The sequence below is a fragment of the Marinobacter salicampi genome (assembly GCF_011074795.1).
Classification (GTDB): Bacteria; Pseudomonadota; Gammaproteobacteria; order Pseudomonadales; family Oleiphilaceae; genus Marinobacter; species Marinobacter salicampi.
In genome coordinates this window covers 305,260-329,317 of record NZ_JAAMPF010000036.1, presented here as the reverse complement: position 1 = coordinate 329,317, position 24,058 = coordinate 305,260, and the positions used below count along the sequence as shown (strand labels likewise).

Annotated in this window: 19 protein-coding genes, 1 tRNA gene and 1 pseudogene; 7 read left to right on the top strand and 14 right to left on the bottom strand. The window is 54.9% G+C overall.

The genetic code is table 11. From position 1 onward, the window contains the following. Positions 1-53 precede the first annotated feature (53 nt). Positions 54-470, bottom strand: coding sequence for a c-type cytochrome (locus tag G7W63_RS19375; protein WP_166262421.1), 417 nt, complete (start codon positions 468-470; stop codon positions 54-56). Between the two features lie 229 nt (positions 471-699). Here G7W63_RS19375 and G7W63_RS19370 point away from each other — a divergent pair, with 229 nt between their 5' ends. Together G7W63_RS19370 and G7W63_RS19365 are read left to right on the top strand one after the other, a co-directional pair. Further along, on the top strand, positions 700-1,041 hold the full coding sequence (locus tag G7W63_RS19370; RefSeq protein ID WP_166262215.1) for a hypothetical protein: 342 nt from the start codon (positions 700-702) through the stop codon (positions 1,039-1,041). Positions 1,042-1,079: 38 nt separating this feature from the next. Beyond that, entirely contained in the window at positions 1,080-2,213 is a 1,134-nt protein-coding gene (locus G7W63_RS19365) for a phospholipase A (protein WP_166262213.1), read from the top strand. 78 nt (positions 2,214-2,291) lie between these two features. Here the strand turns inward: G7W63_RS19365 and G7W63_RS19360 are convergent, their stop codons facing one another. The 6 genes from G7W63_RS19360 to G7W63_RS19335 all read right to left on the bottom strand — a co-directional run bounded on the left by G7W63_RS19360 (position 2,292) and on the right by G7W63_RS19335 (position 6,926). Continuing rightward, complete coding sequence (locus tag G7W63_RS19360) at positions 2,292-3,647, bottom strand: phosphohexomutase domain-containing protein (protein WP_166262211.1); 1,356 nt, start codon at positions 3,645-3,647, stop codon at positions 2,292-2,294. Positions 3,648-3,827: 180 nt separating this feature from the next. Further along, on the bottom strand, positions 3,828-4,304 hold the full coding sequence (gene bfr, locus G7W63_RS19355) for a bacterioferritin (protein ID WP_166262209.1): 477 nt from the start codon (positions 4,302-4,304) through the stop codon (positions 3,828-3,830). 127 nt (positions 4,305-4,431) lie between these two features. Next, positions 4,432-4,638 carry a bacterioferritin-associated ferredoxin gene (locus G7W63_RS19350; RefSeq protein ID WP_166262208.1) on the bottom strand — a complete coding sequence of 69 codons (207 nt, stop codon included), beginning with the start codon at positions 4,636-4,638 and terminating at the stop codon, positions 4,432-4,434. A 112-nt stretch (positions 4,639-4,750) separates the two neighbouring features. Further along, a complete protein-coding gene (locus G7W63_RS19345; RefSeq protein WP_166262206.1) occupies positions 4,751-5,785 on the bottom strand; it encodes a threonine aldolase family protein in 1,035 nt (344 codons plus the stop codon). A gap of 60 nt (positions 5,786-5,845) precedes the next feature. Next, positions 5,846-6,577 (bottom strand): LrgB family protein, encoded by a 732-nt coding sequence (locus tag G7W63_RS19340; RefSeq protein ID WP_166262204.1) that lies wholly within the window; start codon positions 6,575-6,577, stop codon positions 5,846-5,848. Next, positions 6,570-6,926, bottom strand: a complete 357-nt coding sequence (locus tag G7W63_RS19335) for a CidA/LrgA family protein (protein ID WP_166262202.1) — start codon at positions 6,924-6,926, stop codon at positions 6,570-6,572. The genes G7W63_RS19340 and G7W63_RS19335 overlap by 8 nt, the downstream gene beginning before the upstream one ends. A gap of 163 nt (positions 6,927-7,089) precedes the next feature. On the opposite strand from G7W63_RS19335, the gene G7W63_RS19330 reads away from it, so the two are divergent. Then, positions 7,090-7,166 (top strand) — tRNA-Arg (locus tag G7W63_RS19330). A gap of 296 nt (positions 7,167-7,462) precedes the next feature. On the opposite strand, the gene G7W63_RS19325 is transcribed toward G7W63_RS19330, so the two are convergent. From G7W63_RS19325 to G7W63_RS19310, 4 genes are all read right to left on the bottom strand, one after another. Next, on the bottom strand, positions 7,463-8,104 hold the full coding sequence (locus G7W63_RS19325) for a hypothetical protein (protein ID WP_166262200.1): 642 nt from the start codon (positions 8,102-8,104) through the stop codon (positions 7,463-7,465). Positions 8,105-8,221: 117 nt separating this feature from the next. Continuing rightward, the gene (locus tag G7W63_RS19320; RefSeq protein WP_166262198.1) at positions 8,222-8,761 is read right to left on the bottom strand and encodes a hypothetical protein; all 540 of its coding nucleotides are present in this window, start codon (positions 8,759-8,761) and stop codon (positions 8,222-8,224) included. Between the two features lie 72 nt (positions 8,762-8,833). After that, positions 8,834-9,685 carry a hypothetical protein gene (locus G7W63_RS19315; protein ID WP_166262196.1) on the bottom strand — a complete coding sequence of 284 codons (852 nt, stop codon included), beginning with the start codon at positions 9,683-9,685 and terminating at the stop codon, positions 8,834-8,836. A gap of 311 nt (positions 9,686-9,996) precedes the next feature. Then, positions 9,997-10,884, bottom strand: a complete 888-nt coding sequence (locus G7W63_RS19310; protein WP_166262194.1) for a LysR family transcriptional regulator — start codon at positions 10,882-10,884, stop codon at positions 9,997-9,999. 133 nt (positions 10,885-11,017) lie between these two features. On the opposite strand from G7W63_RS19310, the gene G7W63_RS19305 reads away from it, so the two are divergent. The 3 genes from G7W63_RS19305 to G7W63_RS19295 all read left to right on the top strand — a co-directional run bounded on the left by G7W63_RS19305 (position 11,018) and on the right by G7W63_RS19295 (position 16,125). After that, positions 11,018-12,988: an alkyl/aryl-sulfatase gene (locus G7W63_RS19305; RefSeq protein WP_166262192.1), complete on the top strand. Its 1,971-nt coding sequence runs from the start codon at positions 11,018-11,020 to the stop codon at positions 12,986-12,988. After that, positions 12,989-14,431, top strand: a complete 1,443-nt coding sequence (locus G7W63_RS19300) for a coniferyl aldehyde dehydrogenase (protein ID WP_166262190.1) — start codon at positions 12,989-12,991, stop codon at positions 14,429-14,431. A 74-nt stretch (positions 14,432-14,505) separates the two neighbouring features. After that, positions 14,506-16,125, top strand: coding sequence for a GMC family oxidoreductase (locus G7W63_RS19295; protein WP_166262188.1), 1,620 nt, complete (start codon positions 14,506-14,508; stop codon positions 16,123-16,125). Positions 16,126-16,408: 283 nt separating this feature from the next. Here G7W63_RS19295 and G7W63_RS19290 read toward each other — a convergent pair whose 3' ends face one another. Together G7W63_RS19290 and G7W63_RS19285 are read right to left on the bottom strand one after the other, a co-directional pair. Beyond that, the gene (locus G7W63_RS19290) at positions 16,409-17,023 is read right to left on the bottom strand and encodes a tyrosine-type recombinase/integrase (protein ID WP_166262186.1); all 615 of its coding nucleotides are present in this window, start codon (positions 17,021-17,023) and stop codon (positions 16,409-16,411) included. Positions 17,024-17,241: 218 nt separating this feature from the next. After that, positions 17,242-17,703, bottom strand: a complete 462-nt coding sequence (locus G7W63_RS19285) for an RDD family protein (protein ID WP_166262184.1) — start codon at positions 17,701-17,703, stop codon at positions 17,242-17,244. Positions 17,704-17,869: 166 nt separating this feature from the next. On the opposite strand from G7W63_RS19285, the pseudogene G7W63_RS19280 reads away from it, so the two are divergent. Further along, positions 17,870-18,928, top strand: a pseudogene (locus G7W63_RS19280) (IS3 family transposase). A gap of 45 nt (positions 18,929-18,973) precedes the next feature. On the opposite strand, the gene G7W63_RS19275 reads toward G7W63_RS19280, so the two are convergent. Continuing rightward, entirely contained in the window at positions 18,974-23,746 is a 4,773-nt protein-coding gene (locus G7W63_RS19275; RefSeq protein WP_166262182.1) for an EAL domain-containing protein, read from the bottom strand. Positions 23,747-24,058: the final 312 nt, after the last annotated feature.

The following is a 24,058-nucleotide window of genomic DNA, read 5'->3' as shown; positions in this document are numbered from 1 at the left end:
CTGCGCCTGACCGGCTTCAGATGAACCGGTGACCGTCGGAAGGCCCGGTACAGTTACTCCAGCTGGCTGAGCATGTGATCGACTGCCTTCTCGATCTCTTCCTCGGAACAGCTGCCGCAGCCGCCCATGGCCGGCATGGCATTAAAGCCTTCGACCGCATGAGTTACCAGCGTATCGCGACCTTTTTCAACCCGATCCGCCCACGCCGACTGCTCACCGATTTTCGGTGCTCCTGCTGCGCCGGTCGTGTGACAGGCCTGACAGGCGGAGGCATAGACTTCATCACCGGAGCGAGGTTCATCACTGGCTGCAGCCGGTGCATCGGCGGTGGCGATATCGCCGCAGTCTTCACCTTCAACACACACATCGCCAATCGGCGCAATCCGCGCCCGGATCTCGTCTTCTACAGCTGCCAGGGCAACGCCCGCGGTCAAACTGAAACCAAGCACTAGTGCTGCCATGGCTTTCATTGTGTTCACAAGTACACCTCGCATCAGAGCGTTATAAAAACTGTTGCCGCATTATAGCGGCTGCGACAGGGCAAAAAAACCAAAGCACCGGTTTGGGCCTTTTTTTTCGCTTTCCGTAATCTTGCTGTGGCATTAATTCGTACCCATGGGGTAACGCTGATGGGCCGAAACCGCTACCATAATGCCCAAACTCTACTTAGTAAGCCATGGCCGACACAGGGTTGAAAAAATGGTTGAGCATAAAACCGACGGCCATTCCGGCATCCTACGGTGGCGCAAGCCCCTGCTGATAAGCGAATTCAGTGCGCTGGCCATTCTCGTAAGCTCAATGGTGATTCTCAGCCGGGTGGCTGAGGGCGGCGATGCCATCAGCCAGGGTTGGCTGCTGATACCCGCCACTGCAAGCCTCGTGGTGTTTCTGTCTTTCCTGGCGCTGATGTACTTGCGCTGGGTATCCGAGGCCGGAGGTCAGGGGCAGCTTCGCCACAAGATCACTTTCGGACTTTTGACCTTGACGCTATTAGGTATTTGGGCCTTTGGTATCGCACGCACCTGGCTTAGCATGAGCTGATTGTCCCGTCCCCGATTTTTACCGGAGTATTTGGCTAGATGGCCTCGAACAAAGCTTTTGTCGTATGGGCGTTAACTGCCCTGAGTCCAGTGGTCGCGACCGGACAGGAAAATCCAGAGGCAGACCTTGAAACCATCAGAATCGAGGACTGCGCCTTGATAACGGATGGTGTCAAACGCCTGAGCTGCTATGACGCCGTGATTGACCCCCAGACTGCCCAGGACAACGCCACCGATGAATCGGTTGACGCTGCCGAAGAGGCCACCGAAACCCTCGGATTCTCCGACGAGAGTGATGCCGAATCTTCGGACGACACCCCTGGTGAGGATGGTCGTGAGGCGGATGATGAGGACAGCGGCGTGGTCAAGGCCCTGATCAATCGCTACGTCGCTGCTGAGAAAGCGCTGTTCTCTTTTAACGGGAGCTTTGTGACTCACCGGCCCACGTACATCATGCCGCTCACCTATGCCCATGAGCCCAACCAGACCCCAAACTCGCCGCGTCTGGGCGAAACTGACTACGATGCAGACCTGGAGAACACGGAAGCCAAATACCAGATCAGCTTCAAGGTACCTCTACTGACCGGGATATTCGACGATCGCACGACGCTCTGGTTCGGTTATACCCAGCTTTCTTTCTGGCAGCTGTTCAACACGGACAATTCCAAGCCGTTCCGAGAAACCAACTATGAGCCGGAGCTGTTTGCCCGCTACGAGACCAACTTCGACATTGGACCCGGCACTCTCAATACCGTGGCCCTGGGTATCAGCCACCAGTCGAACGGTAAATCTGAACCCCAGTCCCGCAGCTGGAATCGGATCACCAGCCAGGTGACTTACAGCTACAATCGCTGGCTGTTCGTCCTGGCGCCCTGGTACCGTATTCCTGAAAGCGACAGTGAAGACGACAATCCGGATATTGAGCGCTACCTGGGTCACGGCGATTTATGGACCGTGTATAAGTGGAACGAGGAGAATACGCTGTCCCTGAAACTTCGCAATAACCTGCGCGGTGATAACAAAACATCCTTCGAACTTGGCTACAGCTTCCCCATAGGCGAAGCGCTCAAAGGCTATGTCCAGTATTACAACGGTTACGGTGAGAGCCTGATCGACTACAACCAACGCATCCAGCGTATAGGTATCGGTGTGATGCTTAACGACTGGCTGTAATGGTCTGCAAGGCGGGCTTAAAGAAATAGTGACATACAGCAAGTAAACCGCTGGCACAGGTGCCAGCGGCAGCTCGGGTCAGGTCTTGTCCAGTCGCGCCATCTCCGCCAACAACTCTTCTGTTTTGGCTTTCATCAAGGGAATGTCGGCACGGGCCTCAACGTTCAGGCGAACCACGGGTTCGGTGTTCGACATGCGCAGATTGAACCGCCAGGATTCAAATTCAATACTCACCCCATCCACATGACTGACAGACAGGGCATCCGCACCGTAACGCTCCTCAATGGCTGCAATCACCTTGGGCGGATCCTGAATGGTCCGGTTGATCTCACCGCTGGCCGGGTAGGCTTCGATACGCGCGTCAATAAGTGACGACAGGGTCTGGCCGGATTGACACAGCCGCTCGGCCACCAGCAGCCAGGGAATCATCCCGCTGTCGCAGTAGGCGAAGTCCCGGAAATAATGATGGGCGCTCATCTCGCCCCCATAGAGGGCATCTTCATCCCGCATGCGCTGCTTGATGAATGCATGTCCGGTTTTGCTTTCGATGGCTTCGCCCCCTGCGGCCTTGACCAGGTCCAGGGTATTCCACGTTAGGCGGGGGTCGTGGATGATCTTGCCGCCACCGGCCTTACGCAGGAACTGGTCGGCAAGCAGCCCTACGATGTAGTAGCCCTCGATAAAGCGTCCGTTCTCGTCAAAGAAAAAGCAGCGGTCGTAATCCCCGTCCCAGGCGATGCCCATGGCGGCTTTTTCCGAGATGACGGCCTCGGCTGTGACAGCGCGGCTTTCCTCAACGATAGGATTGGGCACGCCGTTGGGAAAATTGCCGTCAGGCTCGTGATGAACACGAACATACTCAAACGGCAAGTGCGGCTCCAGTGCATCGATAACCACCCCAGCCCCACCATTACCGGCGTTGACCACAATCTTCAGGGGCTTCAGATCTTTGGCCTGAACATAGCCCAGCAGGTGATCGATATAGGCTGACTCAACCTCCAGGGTCTCGTGGCGTCCCTGCACCGGTGCGTTTTCAAAGGGCTCCAGGACACGATCGCGGATATCGTTGAGGCCGTTATCGGAGCTGATCGGCCGCGACTGGGGGCCAACCATCTTCATACCGTTATGGTCACGGGGGTTGTGGCTGGCGGTAACCATGATGCCGCCGTCCATGTCGTAATGGCTTGTCGCAAAGTAGACCTGCTCTGTACCACACAGCCCGATATTGAACACATCAGCACCTGCAGCCATCAGACCGGAGCTGAGCGCATCGGTGATTTCCGGGCTGGAAAGCCGGATGTCGTAGCCAACGATCACTTTCCGGGCCCCGGTAATGGCCACATAGGCCCGGCCGATCAGTTCAGCCAGCTTCGGGTTGAGCTGATCCGGCACTCGGCCGCGCAGGTCATAGGCTTTGAAACAGGACAGGTCCATTGCAATCTCCTTGAGTCGTCCCTGGGGACCATGAAAAACATACCGATCAGGCTGGCGCCATCACTCGGTTGCAGGCTTCGGCAAAAGATAGAGGATCAGGCGGGTGGGAGCAACCTGACCGGGGCCTGTTAATGCCCCGGCAGTGACCAGGCGAATCGTGAAAGTGACCTGCTAAGGCAATCAGTCGGCAGATGAAGACTGGAGCTGGATGTAGTTCTGAAGCCCCATTCGTTCAATCATGTCAAGCTGGGTTTCCAGCCAGTCGATGTGCTCTTCTTCACTGTCCAGAATACTGCGGAAGATTTCACGGCTGGTGTAGTCCTTGACCTCTTCGCAATGCACGATTGCGTCCTTGAGATCCTTGTGGGCGATCATCTCCAGCTTGAGGTCGAGCTCGATCATTTCCTTGACGTTCTCGCCGATCAGCAGTTTATTGAGATCCTGAAGGTTGGGCAGACCTTCCAGGAACAGAATGCGCTCGATCAGCTGATCCGCATGCTTCATCTCATCGATGGATTCTTCGTATTCCTTGGCGGCCAGGGCCGTGATGCCCCAATCCTTATACATGCGTGAATGCAGGAAGTACTGGTTGATGGCGGTGAGCTCATTGCCCAGCACCTTGTTCAGGAATTGAATTACCTTCTTATCGCCTTTCATGGCCTCTGGCCTCCTCATTCATCAGACTGATCAGGCAAGGATAGACCTAAACAGTGTGATAAAAAACCGCACCAGAAAATGATTCCCAATTGGGATGGCAGCGGAGCTTCAGGCCAAAGTCAAGGCGTTACGCGGGCTGGGCCAGCATATTGGCGAGGGATAGATAACTTTCAGACTGGGACTCCCGCAGGATCTCCCGGGCTGTGCAAGCACAGCGGCCGCACTGGCGCCCTACGCCCAGCTCTTTGCCCAGCTGGCGCATGGAGCTGCAGCCATTTTCAGCAGCAGCGCGGATCTGATGGTCGGTGACACCGGTGCAGAGGCATACGTACATGCAGAAGCTCTCACTAGTCGATTAAACTTAGTGATAATTATTGTTATTCGCATGCGTTATTGCAAGTGTTTTGCCGTAATTTTGTGCAATGTTTAATAAATGAGTTTTAGCTTCAGTCAGCCATGGCTTTGGATATATCCGCCACCAGGGCGTCAACGCGAGCAGGCGTGGTCGACCATGAGCATACGAAGCGCGCCGTGCCGCCAATAAACGTATAGAAGTGCCAGCCCATGGCGCGCAGCCTCGCCTGGGCTTGCTCAGGCAAGGCCACGAACACCGCATTGGCCTGACGCGGAAAGCTCAGACGGACGCCCTTGAGCCCTGCAAGCCCGGCCTCAAGCCGTGCCGCGCAGGCGTTGGCGTGAGCGGCATTTTTCAGCCACACATCATTTTCCAGCAAGCCACACCAGGGCGCGGATATGAAACGCATCTTGGAGGCCAACTGTCCGGCCTGCTTGCACCGCCACTCAAAATCTTCCGCCAGCGCGCGGTTGAAGAACAGGATCGCCTCCCCTGAAGCCATACCGTTCTTGGTACCGGAAAGGCACAGCACATCCACTCCGGCGCGCCAGGTGATGTCCGCGGGCTGAAGGTCTAGGGCCGCCACCGCATTGGCAAACCGGGCGCCGTCCATGTGGACCCGAAGACCATGGTGGTCTGCCACTTCACGGATGCTCCGCAATTCCTCCACTGTATAGAGAGTGCCCACTTCCGTAGCCTGGGTCAGGGTAACCGCCCGTGGCTTTGGGTAATGGATGTCGGTACGCCGGGTGACCAGCTCCTCCACGCTCTCAGCGGTGAGCTTGCCGTTGGGCCCAGTGCCCGTAAGCAGTTTTGACCCGTTGGAGGCATATTCGGGACCGCCACACTCATCGGTTTCCACATGTGCCATTTCATGGCAGATAACGCTATGGAACGACTGGGTCATGGCCGCCAGCGACAGCGAATTGGCGGCGGTGCCGTTGAAGACGAAGAAGACCTCGCAATCACATTCGAAGCGCTCCCGGAGCTGGTCCGCCGCCTTCTGGGTCCAGGCGTCATCGCCATAGGCGCTGTCGTCCCGGGCGTTGGCCTGGGCCATGTGATCCCAGGCCTCGGGGCAGATACCGGAATAGTTATCGCTTGCGAACTGTTCATTCTGGGGCACGACCGGTCTCCATTGGGTCAAAAGGAAGATAATAGCAAGCAGGGGGTCAAGACAGACTACTCATACCTGCCACAGCCTGAAAGCGAACGGCAACATGAACGCGGTAAAGATGCCGGTCAGCCCCATGCCCAGCGACGCAAACGCCCCCGCCAGGGGACTGATCTCGAAGGCCCGAACCGTACCGATAGCGTGGCCATTCAGGCCCAGCACAAGCCCGATAATACGTTCGTCAGTGACCCTGAGCCTGCGACCGAAAACATCCACGCACCAGGTGGCGACTACCCCCGTGACAAGCAGGCCCGCCATCATCAGGGGCACCGACCCGCCCAACTGCTCGGTGATACCGATGGCAATGGGTGCGGTGACTGACTTGGGCGCTAGCGATGCCAAGGCTTCCGGTGACGCCCCCAGCACAGCCGCCAGCGCCAGGGCATAGAAGGCAGCCAGAGTCGCCGCCAGAGGCAACAGCAACAGCACCGGCTTCCAGAGAGCCCGGATATGATGCATCTGCTGGTATAAAGGAATGCCCAGGGCAACCGTGGCCGGGCCCAGCAGAACCGTGAGCCAGTGCGCCTGGAGCCGGTATTGCTCAATGGGATACCGCAACAGCACAAGCCCCACCGCCAGGATCACCGCTGACAGCAAGACCGGAGGACACCAGACCGGTCGCCCCATACGCACAAACAACCAGGCCCCGGCCAGAAAGGCCCAGAGGGTGAGCGCTATGGCCGCGAATGGTGAAGACGTGACGGCCGCGAGCGCCTCGCCCAGGGGACCGGCGATTTCACTCATGACCGCTATCCTGGTCAGCCGCGTGGCGCATCAACAGCAGACTGGTGAGCACACTCAGAAACGTACCCAGCACCAGGGCGACGCCAAACGCCAGCCACTGACCGCTAAACTGGTCCGCCAGAAAGAACACCCCGGCAAGCCCGGGCATGATCAGCAGCACCAGAACGGAAATCAGCGCCTGACTGGCCTGGGCAATGTGTGTGGAAATCGTGCCCCGAAGCATTAGCCAGGCAGTGATCATCAGCATCCCGATCACACCGCCACTCACCGGCAACCCCAGCAGCACCCGAACCGCCTCCCCGAGCAGGAAGAACAGGATAAGAATCAGAAAACCACGCAGAACCACCATTCCCAAAGCCCGACTGCCAACAGAGAGGACTACAGTAGCGCAAACCGGTAAATAAGCTCTATTCACATTTAGACCAAGCACCAATCCGCGCCCGGGACTGGACAGACCTGAACGTCCCACGTAAGATTGCGCACTCGAAATTGACGCACATCCGTCACTTTCAGCGCCCGTAGCTCAGCTGGATAGAGCGCTGCCCTCCGGAGGCAGAGGTCAGAGGTTCGAATCCTCTCGGGCGCGCCATATATATCAAGGACTTGCGTGAAAACGCAGGTCCTTTTTTTATGGCTGTGCCCAAATGGTGCCCTGACAGTGCCCGGTCAATTTCGGTCGATGAATCACTACCCCCTTAACGTGACCTTTGCACGGTTTCCAGCCCACCATCTCTGTGGCACAGCCGTTCTACGATTTAGAGCAAACAAGTTCACTTAGTAATCTTAACTTTGGTCGCGAAGCGAACATTCAGATTGGATGATCAACGCTTGTGTTTAGTTTCGCCCTGACAAGGGCGTCCGGTGTAGGCCGAAGGCCGGAACGAACTACAACAACTTGTTGGGCGCCTGCCTGGAATTACAAATGTGTCGACGTATCGAAGAGTTTTCCATCGAAGAAAAGAGTTTTAACTCCTCGTCCGTTAGATTCTGCTGCCCGAGAAAATTCCAGATCAATTCTTTAAGTTCAGGATCAAAGGAAATAACTGAGGAAATCTTATTATCCTGCCAAGGCAAGGAAAGCTGATGCTTTAAAGGAGTTTCATAAAATCTCTCGAGATGAGATGTGAACTCCGCTGCTGTTGAGATTTCCGCGGGCTTCGAAATTGCAACATAACTCGCCCTGCAATGTTCCCTTACGAATCTGGCGCGCAGTTTCCTAATCAACTTTTTGTCCTTGGTGCTGACCGATACACCTCGAGCCGTGAATGGAGCATTTCCACCAAATTCAGCTAAATAGAAAGGACCGACGTTATACCCCCACCCTAGCTTATGACTATTCCCATCTATGCCTGTGCCAGTCACATGCCGATTGTAGATGCGGTTTCGAAACCCCGATTCCGCAGTAATCCTCAAATACAACGGATCCTTCTTATGGCTAAACAAAAGATAAAGACCTTGTTTTTCAGGGAGCTCCTCAAGCCGGGAAAGCTTTTGGCCCATCAGCTCATTTTTTATTCTCTCAAGCATGTTTGCCTCTTTGCCTGACATTTAGCGATAGCGCCCAACGCCTGCATAAACGGCGGCCTGACAAGGGCGCCCGATGGAGGGCTGAAGGCCCGGAACGGACTGCTGGCCTTGTTAGAGCTATTTGACAACTGTACTTTCCTCGCCAGTGACCTGATTTCGTTCCCACCTAATCTCTGTCGGATTGTCATTACCCACAGACTTGAAGAACTCTATTAAATGGTCGATGTGGAGGGCATACAGGCGCTTATCTTTGTCATTGTCCGAAGTGAACAAAATAGCTTCTAGGCCGCCCGCATCGCCCACCACAGGAGCGAAAATGAAGCTGTGCATTATCCTGCTACAGATGAACCATGCATCACGTTGTTCACGTCCACCACTGGAAAAATCATAAAGCTCATCAAGTCTGTGGTTGTTGCGCCAATTCACATGCTTGCCAACATTGGGATACCACGCAACGTCGAGCTTACTATTCTTGATCTCATCGGTAATTTTGGTCGGCGTTTCAAATAGTTTCCTGACGGAGTAGAAGCCGACGAGCACATCCTTTTCGAGCTGCACGAGCTGATCCTCGGAAGGCTCTTCGACAACCTTCAGGCTTCTAAAGCGTTCAGCCGCTTCGAGGAGTGGCTCTTTCCAGTAGCAACTTTCCCAAATCATAATTTTCTCTATCGCTGCCAGCATGCGCGCCTACAAAATGGAGGCATCGCTGTGCCTGGCCTTGTTAGGATATTATTCCGAAAATGCAGACTTTGAATGCATAGCCTCATACTTCTTGTATTCTTTTCCCCAGCTAGTTTCATTCAAGAAGTAGGACATCAAACGCTCCATTTCGACAGGCTCCGTTGATAGCACTTTAAACCTGGAGTCCAGTGGTTTTCTTCGCGGAACCCAGTGCTCGAAGAGCCCCGAAAGTAGCTTGTTCTGGGCTTCAATCTGTAAATCGATCACATAGCATCCGATGTCGTCCATGGCTCGCCGATATTCTTCTACAAGTCTTTCCAATTCTGAAAACTGGTCAGCACTGACAGGGGATGCGGGAATCGGTCTAGGAGTTTCCGGTGGTGCATCGTGTGGAGGATCAGTTGGAAGGAGGATGATGAAGCGATTAAAAAGTTCATTCGAAGCGTTTCGGGCATCATGATTAGCGGAGTTCAAGGCCGTTTGGAACAGCTCAATTTCCGGAAACACTATCGACCAAGCTTCAAATTCTTGAATCAACGCAATTAATGCATCATTAGCGGCACTGTGCAGATGTGAAAACTCAATCGCTCTCTCCCTTGGGAATGGGAGTGGTATGTTCTTTTTGATCGAATTTTGGAAAACCTCAATTCTCGATGGAACATTAACTGCGTAAATCATGGCGGTGACATTGGTACGAGTAACATCCCTTAATCGCAAAGTAAGCGTTTCGTAGATTTCGACCTTCAACGCTTCTTGCGCATTTCTCTTCTGTAGCTCAAGCGAACTCCTGTGTTGTCGACCAATCTGCCTTACCAAAACAACCGCACCTACAATGATGCCTATCAGCGTAAGCAAATGACCAAAAAGATCAACCGAATTCGACTGAACCCAGTCCCACATGTCGCTTTCCTTTTATCTTAAAAGCAGTTGGGCAGCGCGCTTTACCATTGCAGAAATTTGACTGCGTCATTATTACTGGCTTTGAACCACCGATCGCTCTGCACATAAATCGATAAAACAATAGCTTAGCCGAGCATGGCCATCTCTGCCATGTAATCATTTCGAGGTTGGAATTTGCTCTGCCAATCTGACCTCCGCCGCCCTGGTCGCGAAGCGAACATTCAGATCGACCACCCAGAGGACTTTTGAAGCTCATATACGTTGGCTTTACGCAGACGATGTGTCTGCTCAACGACAGCCACGTGTAGCGTTCAAGCCCCATCGAGAATGAGAGAACGAAAGGCCGTTGCGGCTGGGGAAAGAGGACGTCCATTTCGTTGCACCACACCATAACGGGTACGTAACGCCTCGACCCCCTTAACGTTAAGCGTGGCCACCTGTTTGCTGGCTAAAGAAGCAGCCACTACCCCTCTGGGTGCAATGCTAACCGCTTGGCTGCCAGCGACAATAGCGACGAGCATGGCGACGTTGTCGCACTCAATTCTCTTTTGAAGCCCTCCTCGTGGCGCGCTCATTGTCTCGATCTGGCGCTCCATATCTTCAGGTAATCGGGTCATGGCCATTGGGTAGTCAAGCAAATCATCCCATTCCAATTCGCCCTTTTGTGTCAGTGGGTGACCGTACTGACAGAACACCACCACTTCAGGTTGAGGCAGATGGGTTATCTCAAGATCGGGATCGCCCGACAGGGCTCCGGTGTCGGCCACGAACAGCTCCAGTTCATGATCCAGCAATGCAAGACGCAACCCCTGCCAGTTATCGGTGCGGATGTTCAGACGAATACCCGGATAACGTTCCACGAATCTGGCAGAAACCCGGTCCAATAATGACAGCGCGGGATATGGACCGGTACCGATACTGAGTTCCCCGGTCTCAAGATCATCAATGGCCTCGACTTCCTGACGCAATGACTCTGCCGCCGCCAGCAGGCCACGGACGTGTGGCAAGGCTGCCCGGCCGTGGGCAGTCAGGATCGCGCCAAATCGCCCTCTCTCGAACAGCGTGGCGCCGAGTTGGTGTTCAAGCTGCTTGATACTGCGGCTCAGCGCCGGTTGAGACAGGTGCACTAGCTCGCAGGCGCGAGCAAAGCTGCCGGAGTCGACCAGGGCCAGGAAATGTCGGATGTGTCGTGTATCCATCTCACCATTCATGCGCAATACGCATGGAATGTCAATAAAGAATGCATTTGAGCGCTGTCTCACAACGGCTCAGACTGTCCTTCACAGGTAGTGAACACCAGAACAACACATAACGACATGCCAGAGGTCCAGTATGCTATCCGCCATTCAGAAACTTGCGTTCAGCGCTTTCAGCGCAGCGCTACTTTCCCCCGCTTTGGCCCAGGCCGACACTCCAAAACCGGCAAGTGACGTGACAGCGCAAGCCAATCAGGTGGTGCTGGATGAACTGCCGTTTGCGGATACCCGGGCCTTTGACGACGCTCGGCGTGGTTTTGTGGGCTCCCTGCCGGACGGCAAAGTGCTGGACCATAACGGGCATGTCGCCTGGGACATGTCGCCCTATGCTTTTCTGACAAAGGACGAGGCCCCCCACTCCGTCAATCCAAGCCTCTGGCGCATGGCACAACTCAATAACATGCACGGGCTGTTTGAGGTAGTCGAAGGCATGTACCAGGTCCGCAATATGGACCTGTCCAACATGACCATCATCGAGGGTGACAGCGGACTGATCATCATCGATCCCCTTCTTACTCCTGCCACGGCCCGGGCCAGTCTCGAACTTTACTACCAGCACCGGCCCGAGAAACCGGTCGTGGCCGTGCTCTATACCCATAATCACGCCGATCATTTTGGCGGCGTAAAAGGTGTGATCAGTGAGGAGGATGTGCGTGCCGGTAAGGTGCGGGTCTATGCACCGCAGGGTTTTATGGAGCACGCGATCGCAGAGAACGTCATCGCCGGCAACGCCATGACCCGGCGCGCCACCTACCAGTTTGGTGCCGGCCTACCACCGGGAGCGCGCGGACACGTGGACACGGGCTTGGGCAAGGCTCTGGGCAGTGGTCCCCTGAGTCTGATTGCGCCGACGGATACGGTTCCGGATAACGCTAAGCTGACCGTCGACGGCATTGAGATCGAATTCCAGATGGCTCACGGCTCAGAAGCCGAGTCGGAGATGATGATGTATTTTCCGCAGTTCAGGGTTCTGAATACTGCGGAGATCACCAGCCAGCATTTGCACAATATCTATACCATCCGCGGTGCCGGCATTCGTGATGCCAGCGCATGGTCCAAATTTATCGATAAGGCGATGGTGCGCTTCGCGGATCGCGCGGACATCCTGGTAGCCCAACATCACTGGCCGATCTGGGAACAAGATGAGATTAAGCACTTCCTGGCCGTGCAGCGAGACCTTTACAAGCACATCCACGATCAGACCGTGCGCATGATGAACGAGGGCATGCTGCCCGGCGATATCGCTGAAAACCTGCGGCTTCCCGAGAGCCTGGACCAAGAATGGTCCGCTCGAGGCTACTATGGCACGGTGCGCCATAATTCGCGTGGTGTTTACCAGCGTTATATGGGCTGGTACGACGGGAATCCGGCCAATCTCAATCCACTGCCACCAAGGGAAGAAGCCGGACGGACGATTGACTACATGGGTGGAGAGGAAGAAGTCCTGCGGAAGGCACGTAAGGACTTTGAAGCCGGCGACTATCGCTGGGTCGCCTCCGTGACACGCCAGTTGATCTATGCGAGTCCCGACAACCAGGCGGCCCGGGAACTGGCAGCGGACGCCCTTGAGCAGCTGGGTTATCAGGCCGAGGCCGGCACATGGCGGAGCGCCTATCTGGTCGGCGCCCATGAATTGCGCAACGGCGTCGACACTCCCAAACATGTCGGTTTACAACCGGATCTGATGCAGGCGTTGGAAACCAGCATGTTCTTCGATGCCATGGCGGTGAGACTGAACCCGGACAAAGCTGCCGGAAAGCATCTGGTGATTAACTGGTCGGTGACGGACCAGGAAGAGGACTATCGCTTGAATCTCCAGAACGCCACGCTGACCTATCGCTCCGGAGAGCTGGACGACGAGGCCCACGCCAGTGTGCGCATGACCCGCGAAGTACTCGACAGCATTCTGCTGGAGACAACCACCTTTCCGGCGGCTGTGCAGGCAGGTCAGATTCAGATCGACGGATCCACGGAAGCCTTCTTTGGCCTATTGCAGATGTTTGAAGAGCCGTCTGCCGACTTTCCTATTATCGAGCCGGTGAACTGAATGAGCGCGAAAACACCGACCCCGCGCGAGCATACTGTTCATACGTTGACGCAGAGTTTTGAGAGCCAGCGTCGCGCCTATCTGAACGACCCTGTACCGGGCCTTGCAGCCCGGATTCAGCACCTGCGGGCTCTGTCCCGTCTGGTGCAGGACCATCAGGACGCCATTATCAAGGCCATCAGCGATGACTTCGGTAACAGGTCGTCCACGGAAACGCTTTTCTGCGAGATCTTTCTGGTACTCGATGGCATCAAGGATACGATCAAGCATCTCAAACGCTGGATGAAGCCCCAGCGTCGCCACGTCAAACAGATGCTGTATCCCGGGTCGAAGAATAAGGTCATCCCACAGCCGCTGGGCGTCGTTGGCGTGATTGTGCCCTGGAACTTTCCGGCCAACCTGACCTTTGCGCCCCTAACCTCCATTTTCGCCGCCGGTAATCGGGCCGTGGTTAAGCTGTCCGACCGATCCGGTCACTTTGTTCGACTGCTCAAACGGGTGGCGGGCGATTACTTCCCACCGGAAAAACTGGTTTTCGTTGAGGATGAGCACGAAATCGGGCCGGACTTTTCGGCACTACCCTTTGATCATCTGCTGTTCACCGGGTCGGGGCAAACCGGTCGGGCTGTTATGGCTAATGCCGCCGCCAATCTGACGCCGGTGACCCTGGAACTGGGCGGTAAGTCGCCGGCTATAGTGGCAGAGGACTACCCGATCGAAATCGCAGCAGAGCGGCTGATGTACTGGAAGCTGCTGAATGCCGGTCAGATCTGTACCAGTGTCGACTACCTATTCCTGCCGGAAGCCCGGGTAAGCGCCTTCGTCGACAAGGCAAAACATTTAGTAAATCAGCGGTACCCGGATCTTCAGAGCAGTGATTATACCTCCATCATTGATGAGCGTTCCTACCAGCGTCTTTGGGCCACCGTCGACGATGCGCGAGAAAAGGGAGCAACGGTGATCAACATGGCTGAGGGCGGTGAAGGTGATGGCTCACTGCGTAAGTTCCCACCCCATATTCTGCTCAACGTCACCGACGACATGCTGGTGATGCAGCGGGAGATCTTTGGACCATTGTTGCCGATTAAGACCTACCGCAAGCGTGAAGAGGTGGTTGAGTACATTAAGGGACGAGACCGCCCACTCGCACTCTACCCCTTCACCAAAAGTGCGCAGACACGGGATTACTACATCGAGAGGATCATTTCCGGCGGGGTTTCAGTGAATAACTGCATTCTCCATGTGGCGCAGCACGATATGCCATTTGGCGGTGTCGGTGCCAGTGGCATGGGCCATTACCACGGCTATGAGGGCTTTACCACATTCTCCAAGCTCAGGCCGGTGTTCCAGCAGGGTTTTTTTGATGGCTTGAAACCATTGATGCCTCCCTACACTACGACAACATCGAAGATCCTGAATTTCATGATCAGGCTTGCGAGATAGCCTGTGGCTTAACGCAATCTGCGTCCTAAAGCGCAGGCAGGCCTTCTATAAGCGGAGCCGTTTGAGGTGCAACTATGAACGAACAATACGACTACATTGTGGTTGGCGCCGGCTCAGCCGGAAGCGTACTGGCCAATCGCCTGTCGGCAAATGGCCGATATTCGGTATGCGTATTGGAAGCAGGTCCAGGCGGAGATTCGGTCACCGTCCGAACGCCCGGCGCCTTTGCTGCCCATATGTTTCTCAAGAAATACAATTGGGCATTCAACGCCAAGCCCGACCAGAGACTGCGTGGTGGTCAGCCTGTATTTACTCCCAGGGGCAAAGGGCTGGGTGGAAGCTCTTCCATCAACGGCATGCTGTACGTGCGCGGCCAGAAACAGGACTACGACGAGTGGGAGGCGCTGGGCAACGAGGGCTGGGGCTATCAGGATCTGTTGCCGTATTTCAAAAAATCAGAGCACCACGAGAAGCTAGCCGACGACCCTTACCACGGCAAAGATGGCAATCTCTATATCAGCGCGCCTGAGACAGCGGAATATTCAATGTCTGAAACGTTCGTTAAAGCGGCCATGCAGGCTGGTTTTCCCTACAGCAACGATTTCAACGGCGCCGCCCAGGAGGGTGTGGGGTATTTCCATCTGAACATCAAGAATGGTCGTCGCTTTGGTGCAGCCGACGCCTATCTCAAGCCCGCCATGAATCGCAATAATCTGACAGTGCTCACGGCAGCACAGGTGAAAAAAGTGGTCCTCGAAGGCAGCAGGGCCGTGGCTGTAGAGCTTCGCCACGAGGACAAAGACCTGGTATTAAAAGCCAATCGGGAAATCATTCTTAGTGGTGGTGCCATCAATTCACCACAGCTGCTTCAACTGTCAGGCATTGGAGACCGCGCGACGCTGGAAAAGTTGGGTCTTTGTTGCCTGCACGAATTGCCGGGCGTGGGCAGGAATCTTCAAGAGCACGTGGATGCCTGCGTGCTGGTCTCGAGCAAGAAGAACAATGGCTTTACCACTTCGTTTGGCGGCATGATGAAAATGCTGCCGGACACGATAAGGTATATCGTCAGAAAAGAGGGCAAGCTGGCCAAATCCATCACCGAGGCCGGTGGCTTTATCCGATCCAGTGACGGCGTTGATCGCCCAGATGTTCAGCTCCACATGCTGCCGTTGTTGTTTGATGATAGCGGTCGAAATTTGAAACTCATGTCCAACCCGGGTTATTCGGTGCATGTCTGCGTGCTGCGGCCTAAAAGCACAGGCACCGTAACCATCACATCGGCCGATCCCTTTATGGCGCCAGAAATCGACTACAACTTTTTTGCCGACCCTGACGATTGCAAAGTGATGGTGGACGGTATCCGGCAGGCGCGCCGCATTCTTGCGGCGAAGTCGTTTGAAGACTATGGGGGTGTGGAAATCCACCCGGGCCAACATAGCCAGTCCGACGAGCAAATCATTGAAAAAGTGAAGGAAAAGGTCGGCCTCGTGTACCACCCAGTGGGCACCTGCAAGATGGGCATTGACGAGATGGCAGTGGTCGACCCGCAGCTAAGGGTACGCGGCCTGGAAGGCTTGCGGGTCGTGGACGCTTCCATCATGCCAAGGCTGATTAGCGGCAACACGAACGCACCCACGATTGCTATCGCCGAAAAGGCCGCTGACATGATCCTCGAGAAAGACTTCGAAAGCTAAATTTGAAAAGGGAGAGCAATATCAAAACCTCAACGACACCCATTAGTCCGGGCGTGATCGCAATGTGGTGAGGGTAATTTTCGAAAAAATAGAACGGTTTATCGAACACTTCTCTATCTGAAGCACATTCACGCACTTTTAATAGACACTTTTGGTAAAGCAAAAAGTCCGTTTTTATTTAGACATTGGAGAGGTCTGGGAAAACCCGATATATAATCAGCGACTGGCTTCGAGAGCGGCTTCGATTCCCGGCGATCCGGGTTGAGGGGCCTCGCGACAGCAATCAGATCTCAATGCTCTCAGCAATCTCAAGAGCATCTTCCACCTCGACACCACGGTATCGCACGGTACTGGACATATTTGTGTGCCCCAATAGCAACTGGACTGCTCGAAGATTCTTGGTCTTTTTGTAGATCAATGTTGCCTTGCTCCGTCTCATTGAGTGAGTGGCATAGACGGAAGGATCGAGTCCAATGCTGGCAATCCATTTTTTGACGATACGGGCATATTGATGAGTAGTGATGTGATCAAATTTTCTCATCCGGCTCGGCCATAAATAATCCATACCTGATAGTCCGCGAAATTTGATCCACGCTTCGACTGATTCGCGAGTCTTTTTGGTTATCTCAAACTGAACAGGCTGGCTGGTTTTCTGCTGAATGACTTGTGCCCTATCCAAAACTTCGCCGTTTCTCGAAATATCTCGAACCAAGAGCTTTACCATGTCGCAAGATCGGAGTTTGCAATCAATCGCCATGTTGAACATCGCCAGCTCGCGGATGTTCTCTGCAATCTCTAACCGAATGCGGATAGCCCATATTTGTTCGAGCTTGAGCGGTAGTTTTTGGCCAACGAGCTTTCCCTTGTTCCAGGGAGCTTTGCTGATAGGAAATGTCATGATGTGGCCCTCTTCGGAGGGTAAGGGCCTTTAAGTATGGCTCAGAATATTGTTCTCTGCCGACCAACCTGGTCGCAAAGCGGACATTCAGGCCCGAATCCGAAGGACTCAGTTTGAGGCTAGGGTGTGTCACGCCTTTCGGGGCAATTCCACCTGACAGCTCTTTGAAGTACTGGTTATCTAAGTAGACTGGCGACAGACCGGCCCCTATTCGCTTATCAGGTGTCAAACGAAACAGGTTTCGGTGCCCGGTGCTTCTTCCGCACGACCACTGTGCCTGCAAGCTTGTCATGCCACCCCTGTTTGCGGGCATCAAAGGCCACCCAGAAATACCCCAAGCCAAGAGGAATCAACGAGAGGTAGTATGCAAGATAGCGTCCGATCAGCTGGCTGGTACTTGCAGCATTTCCAGTTTTGGCGTCAACAATTTTCGCTGATACGGCCATTTTCCCGGGCGTCGCCTGCTTCGATATCCAGAATAGGATCACAGCGATAGCAGGAAATACCCAGGACAAGAGAAAATCCATAGGCCCAACGATCAAACTTGTACTGCCCCAATACGACTCACCATAGAACGCCGTGAGCAAGGGAAACACAACAATACCTATCAAGATTGAGTCGATCAGCGTTGCGCCAGTTCGAGGCCAAAAGCCGACGTATTCCAAGTCATCATATTCCATAATTCATCCTTTGATTTTTTCGAGCGTTGCGTCCTGACCGGGCCTGCTAAGACGTGACTTTTCGAGGTGTAACTTGCTGTTACATGGGGGAATCTACCAGCATATTAACAATCTGCAATTTATAAAATGAAACAAATTGTGACGGGGTCAGGAAGCCGAGGCGGGCCTGCCGGTGAAGGAGTTGTGCCGCAAGTACAACATTTCTGACGCCACCTTCTACACCTGGCGCAAGAAGTTTGGTGGCATGGAGGTTTCAGAGGCACGCCGGTTGAAGGCCGTCGAAGATGAGAATGCCAAGCTCAAGAAGCTATTGGCTGAATCTCTCCTCGATAATGAAGCCCTGAAGGCGGCCCTCAACCGAAAGTACTGACCGTCGAGAACAAGCGCGAGGCCGTGCGGGCGATGCAGGAGCAAACGCCGATTTCACAACGCAGGGCCTGTTTTCTCGTCGGGTTATCCCGGGCTTCGTTTCACTAACGCTCCACCGTTGAGGCTGGCGACAGTGCGCTCAGCGAGCGCATTACGGAACTGGCACATGAGCGCCGTCGGTTTGGCTATCGAAGGGTTCATCAACTGTTGCGACGGGAAGGCATCGACGTGAATAATAAAAAGGTTTACCGGCTGTATCGGGAGGCCGGCCTAGCCGTGCCGAAGCGCAAACGTCGCAAAGGCATCGCGATGGAGCGTCAGCCTTTGGTGTTGCCAGAAGCTCCGAACCAGACGTGGTCCACGGATTTTGTCATGGATTCATTGGCATGCGGTCGGCGGATTAAGTGTCTTACTATCGTTGATGACTTCACCAAGGAGTGCCTCGACATCCCCGTGGCAAACGGAATCTCTGGTGACCAGGTTGCCCGCACTCTGGATGCCATAGCCGCCTTCAGGGGCTATCCTCAGGCTGTCAGAACAGCAGGGCCCCGAGTTCACCAGCAAGGCTCTGGACCAGTGGGCTTATGACAACCGGGTGGAGCTTAAGCTCATACAGCCAGGAAAGCCGACTCAGAACGGGTTCATTGAAAGCTTCAATGGGCGCTTTCGAGATGAGTGCCTGAATGAACACTGGTTTCGGGACCTGGCCCATGCCAGGGAAACCGTCGGTAATTGGCGGCGAGACTATAACGAAAACCCGCCCCATTCAGCGTTGAGCTACCGGACACCACTGGAGTTTGCAGTTGGGCACCGTACTACTGAAAAAGGGTCGAAATTAACCGACATTAGTAAGTAGTGAGTGGTTCAGTGATTGGAGCCAGGTCACAACCACCGCCAAGATTTAACTGGAAGCTATTGGCTGATGTTTGGCAGGGTCTAGGTGGCTCGGGTGACCTATGGTGAAGCCCTGAACATAATCCACCCCAATCTCCTTAAGTTTCTCTAGCAGGCTCTCCGATTCAACATACTCGGCAATAGTTTTCTTTCCCATTATATGGCCGATTTCGTTCATGGACCGGACCATGGCTTCGTCCATAGGGTCTTCTAGGATATTGCGCACGAACTCCCCATCGATTTTCAGAAAATCCACCGGTAAACGTTTGAGGTAGTGGTATGAGGCGAAGCCGCTACCGAAATCGTCCAGGGAGAACAAGAAACCCAGCCGCTTGAATTCCTCTGCCAGCTCTATGGTCTTCGCCAGGTTCCGGATAGCGGTGGTTTCGGTTATCTCGAAGCATACCTTCTCGCTCGGTATCCGGTATTGCTTCAGCAGAGCTTTGAGAAACCCCGGAAAACGGTCGTCCCCTAGGGTGCTCGCGGACAGGTTGATCGAGCACAGATCCAGTCCCTCGACCACGTCCGGGTTGTCGGCCAGCCACTTGAATACCTTTGTTACCACATAACGATCCAGCCGGGGCATCAGGTTGTAGCGCTCGGCGGCGTTGATAAAGTTGGCAGGAGGAATCATCTGGCCGTTCTCATCACGAAGGCGTGCAAGCACTTCGAAATGGCTGCCTCTCTGCTCGCCTGTTTTCAGGGCGACAATGGGTTGGGCCATAAGCTCAATATCGTCAAATTCCATGGCCTGGCTGACTTTGCTGGCCCAGTACATGTACGAGCTGTGGCTCTCACCCTCGTCCGCATTCTCGTCGAAAATATAGACCCGGTCACGACCGGCTTCCTTGGCCATATAGCAAGCGCTGTCAGCGTTGTGGAGAACCTGGCGTACAGAGGCGACATGCTCATCAATTAAAGCGATGCCTATACTGATTCCGAGGCGGAACGTCTTCCCTTCCCAGGAAAAGCGGAAGTTCCGCATGAAGGCCAGCGTTTCGTCGGCGATCCGGAGCGCCTGTTCTGCTCTGCAGTTCTCAAGAATTAGCGCAAACTCATCACCGCCGATCCGCGCAAGGGTGTCGCGCTGGCGAACTTGGCTTTGCAATTCTATGGAGATTTGTCGGAGCAGCTCATCCCCCGCAGCATGGCCACAGGTGTCGTTGACGATCTTGAAGCGGTCCAGATCCATGAACAGCAGAGCATGGGCCTTGCCGTCATCCCGGGCACTGGCCACGACGGTCTGCATGCGGCTTTCAAACTCGCCGCGGTTAATCAGCCCGGTCAGGTCATCATGGGCCGCACGGTGGCGAACACGCTTGGTGAGCTCCCGCGCATAGCTGACATCGAAAAAGACCGCCACCGCGCCCAGCAAATTTCCCTGATTGCTATAGACCGGCGAAACGGACGCGTCGACGTGCACGCTTACGCCATCCCGGCGAACCAGAACCGCTGGTTCCGGCACGGCGACGGTTTTACTCTTCTGCAGCGCCAGTGATACCGGGTCACCCAGTGATTCGTTTGTCGCTTCGTTGCGAAGTTCGAGCACCTCCGCAACCGGAAAGCTGATCGCTTGGCTAGCATCCCAGCCGGTAAGGCGTTCTGCGACCGGATTAATGTTTGTGACACGACCGTGAATATCGGTTGTGATGACCGCCTCCCCGATAGACATTAGGGTAACATGGGCCAGTTCTTTCTCGGCCTGGAGCTGCTCGGTACGTTTATTGACCTGCTTCTCAAGCTCTTCCTCGGCGCGTTGGACAGCCTGTGCGGACTGCATTTGCTCTGACACATCCCGGATCACACCCAACAGGGAACCATCCCCGGCGGGTTCCATGTTCCATTCGAGCCAGCTATAGCTGCCATCGGCAACACCAAAGCGCGCACTGATGCTGGAGCTTTCATCTCCCTGGCGAAGATACTCCACGCTGCTTTTGAACTGGGCTGCATCGTCCGGGTGAATAAATTCGAGGTAGGGCCGTTGCTGAAGGGTTTCCTCGCTCCAGCCGAACGCCCGGGTCCAGGCCGGGTTGACCCGCTGGAAATAGCCATCTTCGCTTAGCACAAAGAATGGCAGTGTCGAGAGCTCAAAGAACACGTCGCGCTCCCGGGCTGCCTGTTCCCGCTCTCGTATGTTGACCTGAAGCTGCCGGGTTCGCTCTTCCACTCGATCTTCAAGGGTCCGTGTCAGTTCGCTGAGTTCGCCCTGGGCCGCCTTCAGGCGATCAATGTTGGTATAGGTGATGACGACGCCATCAATTTTGTTATCCGCGGTACGGTAGGGTGAGACGCGGCGCAGATGCCATTGTCCGCTGTCGGTCAGCACTTCGCTTTCGAGAGTTTCCAGGGTCTCAAGCGAGGCTGCTGCATCCCTGAGCAGCTCCTGGTCGTCGACTTTGAACTTGATCTCATCCAGGGGCCGACCGACATCGGTCGGCACCAGGTTAAACAGATTCTTGCAGTTCGGCGTGAACAGACGGATACACGAATTAGTGTCAATAAACAGTGTTGCGGAGCTGATACTCTTGAGCAGGTTGTCCAGATCGCCGTAGGCCTGGTCTAGCTGAACGACCTTGGTCTGGAGCTCGCTGTTGACTGTAGACATCTCCTCGTTGAGGGACTGCAACTCCTCCTTTGAGGTCTCCAGTTCCTCATTCGTACTCTGGAGCTCCTCATTCATGGAAATCGCTTCTTCGTGGGAAACCTTCAGCTCCTGATTCGAGGTCTCCAACTCTTCAATCGTGCTATGTAGCTCTGCCCGGGTCAGCTGCAGCTCATCCTCCAGCTGGCGAACCAGTGCCGGCTCGTGGTCACCCTCTGGCATTGATGCGGCCGCGTCTTGCTGGCTGGGCTTTTGCGCTTGACCCGACCTCTCCTCAAAAACCACGAGATAGTGAGTGAGGTCGCCGAACGCTATCGGTGCTACGGTGATCAGCGTGGTACGCCCAGAAGCACCGCCGCCCACGCGAATCAGGTCCGAGCGGGCCGGGGCTCCGGTTTCGATGGCCTGACGAAAGTACGTCCTCAACTTAGTCTTCACGGAGCCTCGGGCCATATCGAACATATGACGGCTGGGCTCGCCAGTCGGGAGCTTCAGGTAGGGGGCTGTTTCGCCGACAAAATAGAGTGCCTCGCCATCTCGGGTCACCAGTACCGCGGGCGGTGCAAAATGATTGACGAGGTGGCGCTGGACCCGATCCCCCAGACTGACCCGCGGGCTATGCTGTGGCCCGCGCGAAGCCAGCTGGCGCGAGACCGAGCCGCGGGCAGCGGGAGGTGTCTTGCCTGCGGCAAAGGGTAGATCAGGGGCCTGGCGACGGGTCTGTTTCCGTTGGTACAGCCGATGGCGGCGGTCGATCACCGCGAACAGGTCATCTTTCCGGCCGATCGTTTCTGACGCTCCCAGAAACAGGATGCCATTGTCTCGTAATGCAAAATGGAAAAGCCCCATAACCTGGTTCTGAACGTCGAGTTTCAGGTAGATCAGCAGGTTGCGGCAACTGACCAAGTCCAGCTGTGAAAACGGCGCCCCGGTAATGAGGTTCTGGAAAGCAAAGACAATTTCTTCCCGGATTTCTTTCTTAACGCGAAAGTAGTCCCCCTCGCGTATGAAATAGCGAGCCAGCAGATCTGGCGGAACGGTTTTCTTGATGGTTTCCGGGTAGAGACCCTGGCGCGCGATATCAAGCGCCTGCTCGTCAATATCCGTGGCGAAGATCTGGATCTGGGGCTTGCAGCTATGAGGGGCGAGCCGTTCATGAAGCAACATCGCAATCGTATAGGCTTCCTCGCCGGTGGCACAGCCTGGTACCCAGATTCTTATGGCCTGGCTCGTATCCGTGCGCTCAACAAGGCGCGCCAGGGCCTGCTCATCAAGGGTCGTCATAGCTTCTGGGTCCCGGAAAAAAGCCGTGACTGAGATCAGCAGGTCCCGATACAACTGGTCGGCTTCTTCTTCCGATTGCTCCAGCAAGGACAGATACGCTTCCTCGCTCATTTTATGACAGAGCCCCATTCGCCGGTAAATACGACGAATCAGAGTCTTTTCTTTGTAGCGTGTAAAATCATTCGGCCGATCTTGGGACAGGAAGCTGATAATCTTCTGGATGGTCTCCGAAGGCCCCGGCTCGGTCTCATGGCCCTCGGGATAGTCGAACTGCAAGGCGTGCTGAATGTAGTCTATCAGTCGTCCGGGCATGTCTCCGGCAGTGGCAACCACATCCTCAAGACCGCGGTTAATTACCGCATAGGGCATGCCGGAAAACGTCGCCTGCTCAGGCTCCTGCACCATGACGAGCCCATCCATTTCGCGGATCAGCTTGGCCCCTTCGGTGCCATCTGTACCCGTTCCCGAGAGCACAATTCCCACGCTTCGGTCGCGGGAGTGCCTGGCGAGAGACTGGAAAAAAGTGTCGATAATCAGGTTCGGGTGCTCGCGCTCTAACTGATGTGTCCGGAAGCGGCCGTTTTCGAGCGTCAGGGTGAGGTTGGGCTGGAGTACGTAAATCCGGTCGGGTTCGACCACCATCTCGTCGACTATGTGCTCGATGTCCATCTCAGTGGATTTCATGAGGATTTCAGCGAGCGAGCTGTCGTCCTTGGGCGACAGGTGCATCACTACCACGAAAGCCAAACCGCTGTCTCCGGGGCAGGCCCTGAAAAATTCCTGCAGCGCTTCGAGGCCACCAGCAGACGCACCGATCCCGACGATGGGTATCCGGACAGGCGACTGTTCGGTTTCCTGGGACAGGTCATCATCTGTGCGCTTGGGGTCGTCCATAACAATACTCGTCTGATCGTGCTGGCAGCCGGTCTAATCCGTTTTGCCCGGGGCTACATTAGGTGAACACGGGCCTGATGTTGCGCAGGCTGATAGTCCGTCAGGTGACCGTTCTCTGGTCAACCGTATGCCAGGACTTGATCGCGGCGTCATAGATGTACGGTTGAGTATTAGACCGCCCTGGCCAGATTCATACAAACTTTTCTGGTGTCCTGGGTCAAGAAGAACCGAATTTTCAGCGTTTTGGGCTAAGGTTCTGTTGGCAGTCGAGCTTAGGAATGGTCTAGCCTAGGGATATTCTGTCGAAAATTT

Coding starts and splice junctions, on each gene's coding strand:
- G7W63_RS19335 (WP_166262202.1), bottom strand. CDS start 6,926: ATGGTGGTTCTGCGTGGTTTTCTGATTCTTATCCTGTTCTTCCTGCTC.
- G7W63_RS19275 (WP_166262182.1), bottom strand. CDS start 23,746: ATGGACGACCCCAAGCGCACAGATGATGACCTGTCCCAGGAAACCGAA.
- G7W63_RS19365 (WP_166262213.1), top strand. CDS start 1,080: ATGGCCTCGAACAAAGCTTTTGTCGTATGGGCGTTAACTGCCCTGAGT.
- G7W63_RS19320 (WP_166262198.1), bottom strand. CDS start 8,761: ATGATTTGGGAAAGTTGCTACTGGAAAGAGCCACTCCTCGAAGCGGCT.
- G7W63_RS19295 (WP_166262188.1), top strand. CDS start 14,506: ATGAACGAACAATACGACTACATTGTGGTTGGCGCCGGCTCAGCCGGA.
- G7W63_RS19310 (WP_166262194.1), bottom strand. CDS start 10,884: ATGGATACACGACACATCCGACATTTCCTGGCCCTGGTCGACTCCGGC.
- G7W63_RS19350 (WP_166262208.1), bottom strand. CDS start 4,638: ATGTACGTATGCCTCTGCACCGGTGTCACCGACCATCAGATCCGCGCT.
- G7W63_RS19340 (WP_166262204.1), bottom strand. CDS start 6,577: ATGAGTGAAATCGCCGGTCCCCTGGGCGAGGCGCTCGCGGCCGTCACG.
- bfr (WP_166262209.1), bottom strand. CDS start 4,304: ATGAAAGGCGATAAGAAGGTAATTCAATTCCTGAACAAGGTGCTGGGC.
- G7W63_RS19290 (WP_166262186.1), bottom strand. CDS start 17,023: ATGACATTTCCTATCAGCAAAGCTCCCTGGAACAAGGGAAAGCTCGTT.
- G7W63_RS19300 (WP_166262190.1), top strand. CDS start 12,989: ATGAGCGCGAAAACACCGACCCCGCGCGAGCATACTGTTCATACGTTG.
- G7W63_RS19285 (WP_166262184.1), bottom strand. CDS start 17,703: ATGGAATATGATGACTTGGAATACGTCGGCTTTTGGCCTCGAACTGGC.
- G7W63_RS19325 (WP_166262200.1), bottom strand. CDS start 8,104: ATGCTTGAGAGAATAAAAAATGAGCTGATGGGCCAAAAGCTTTCCCGG.
- G7W63_RS19305 (WP_166262192.1), top strand. CDS start 11,018: ATGCTATCCGCCATTCAGAAACTTGCGTTCAGCGCTTTCAGCGCAGCG.
- G7W63_RS19375 (WP_166262421.1), bottom strand. CDS start 470: ATGAAAGCCATGGCAGCACTAGTGCTTGGTTTCAGTTTGACCGCGGGC.
- G7W63_RS19370 (WP_166262215.1), top strand. CDS start 700: ATGGTTGAGCATAAAACCGACGGCCATTCCGGCATCCTACGGTGGCGC.
- G7W63_RS19315 (WP_166262196.1), bottom strand. CDS start 9,685: ATGTGGGACTGGGTTCAGTCGAATTCGGTTGATCTTTTTGGTCATTTG.
- G7W63_RS19360 (WP_166262211.1), bottom strand. CDS start 3,647: ATGGACCTGTCCTGTTTCAAAGCCTATGACCTGCGCGGCCGAGTGCCG.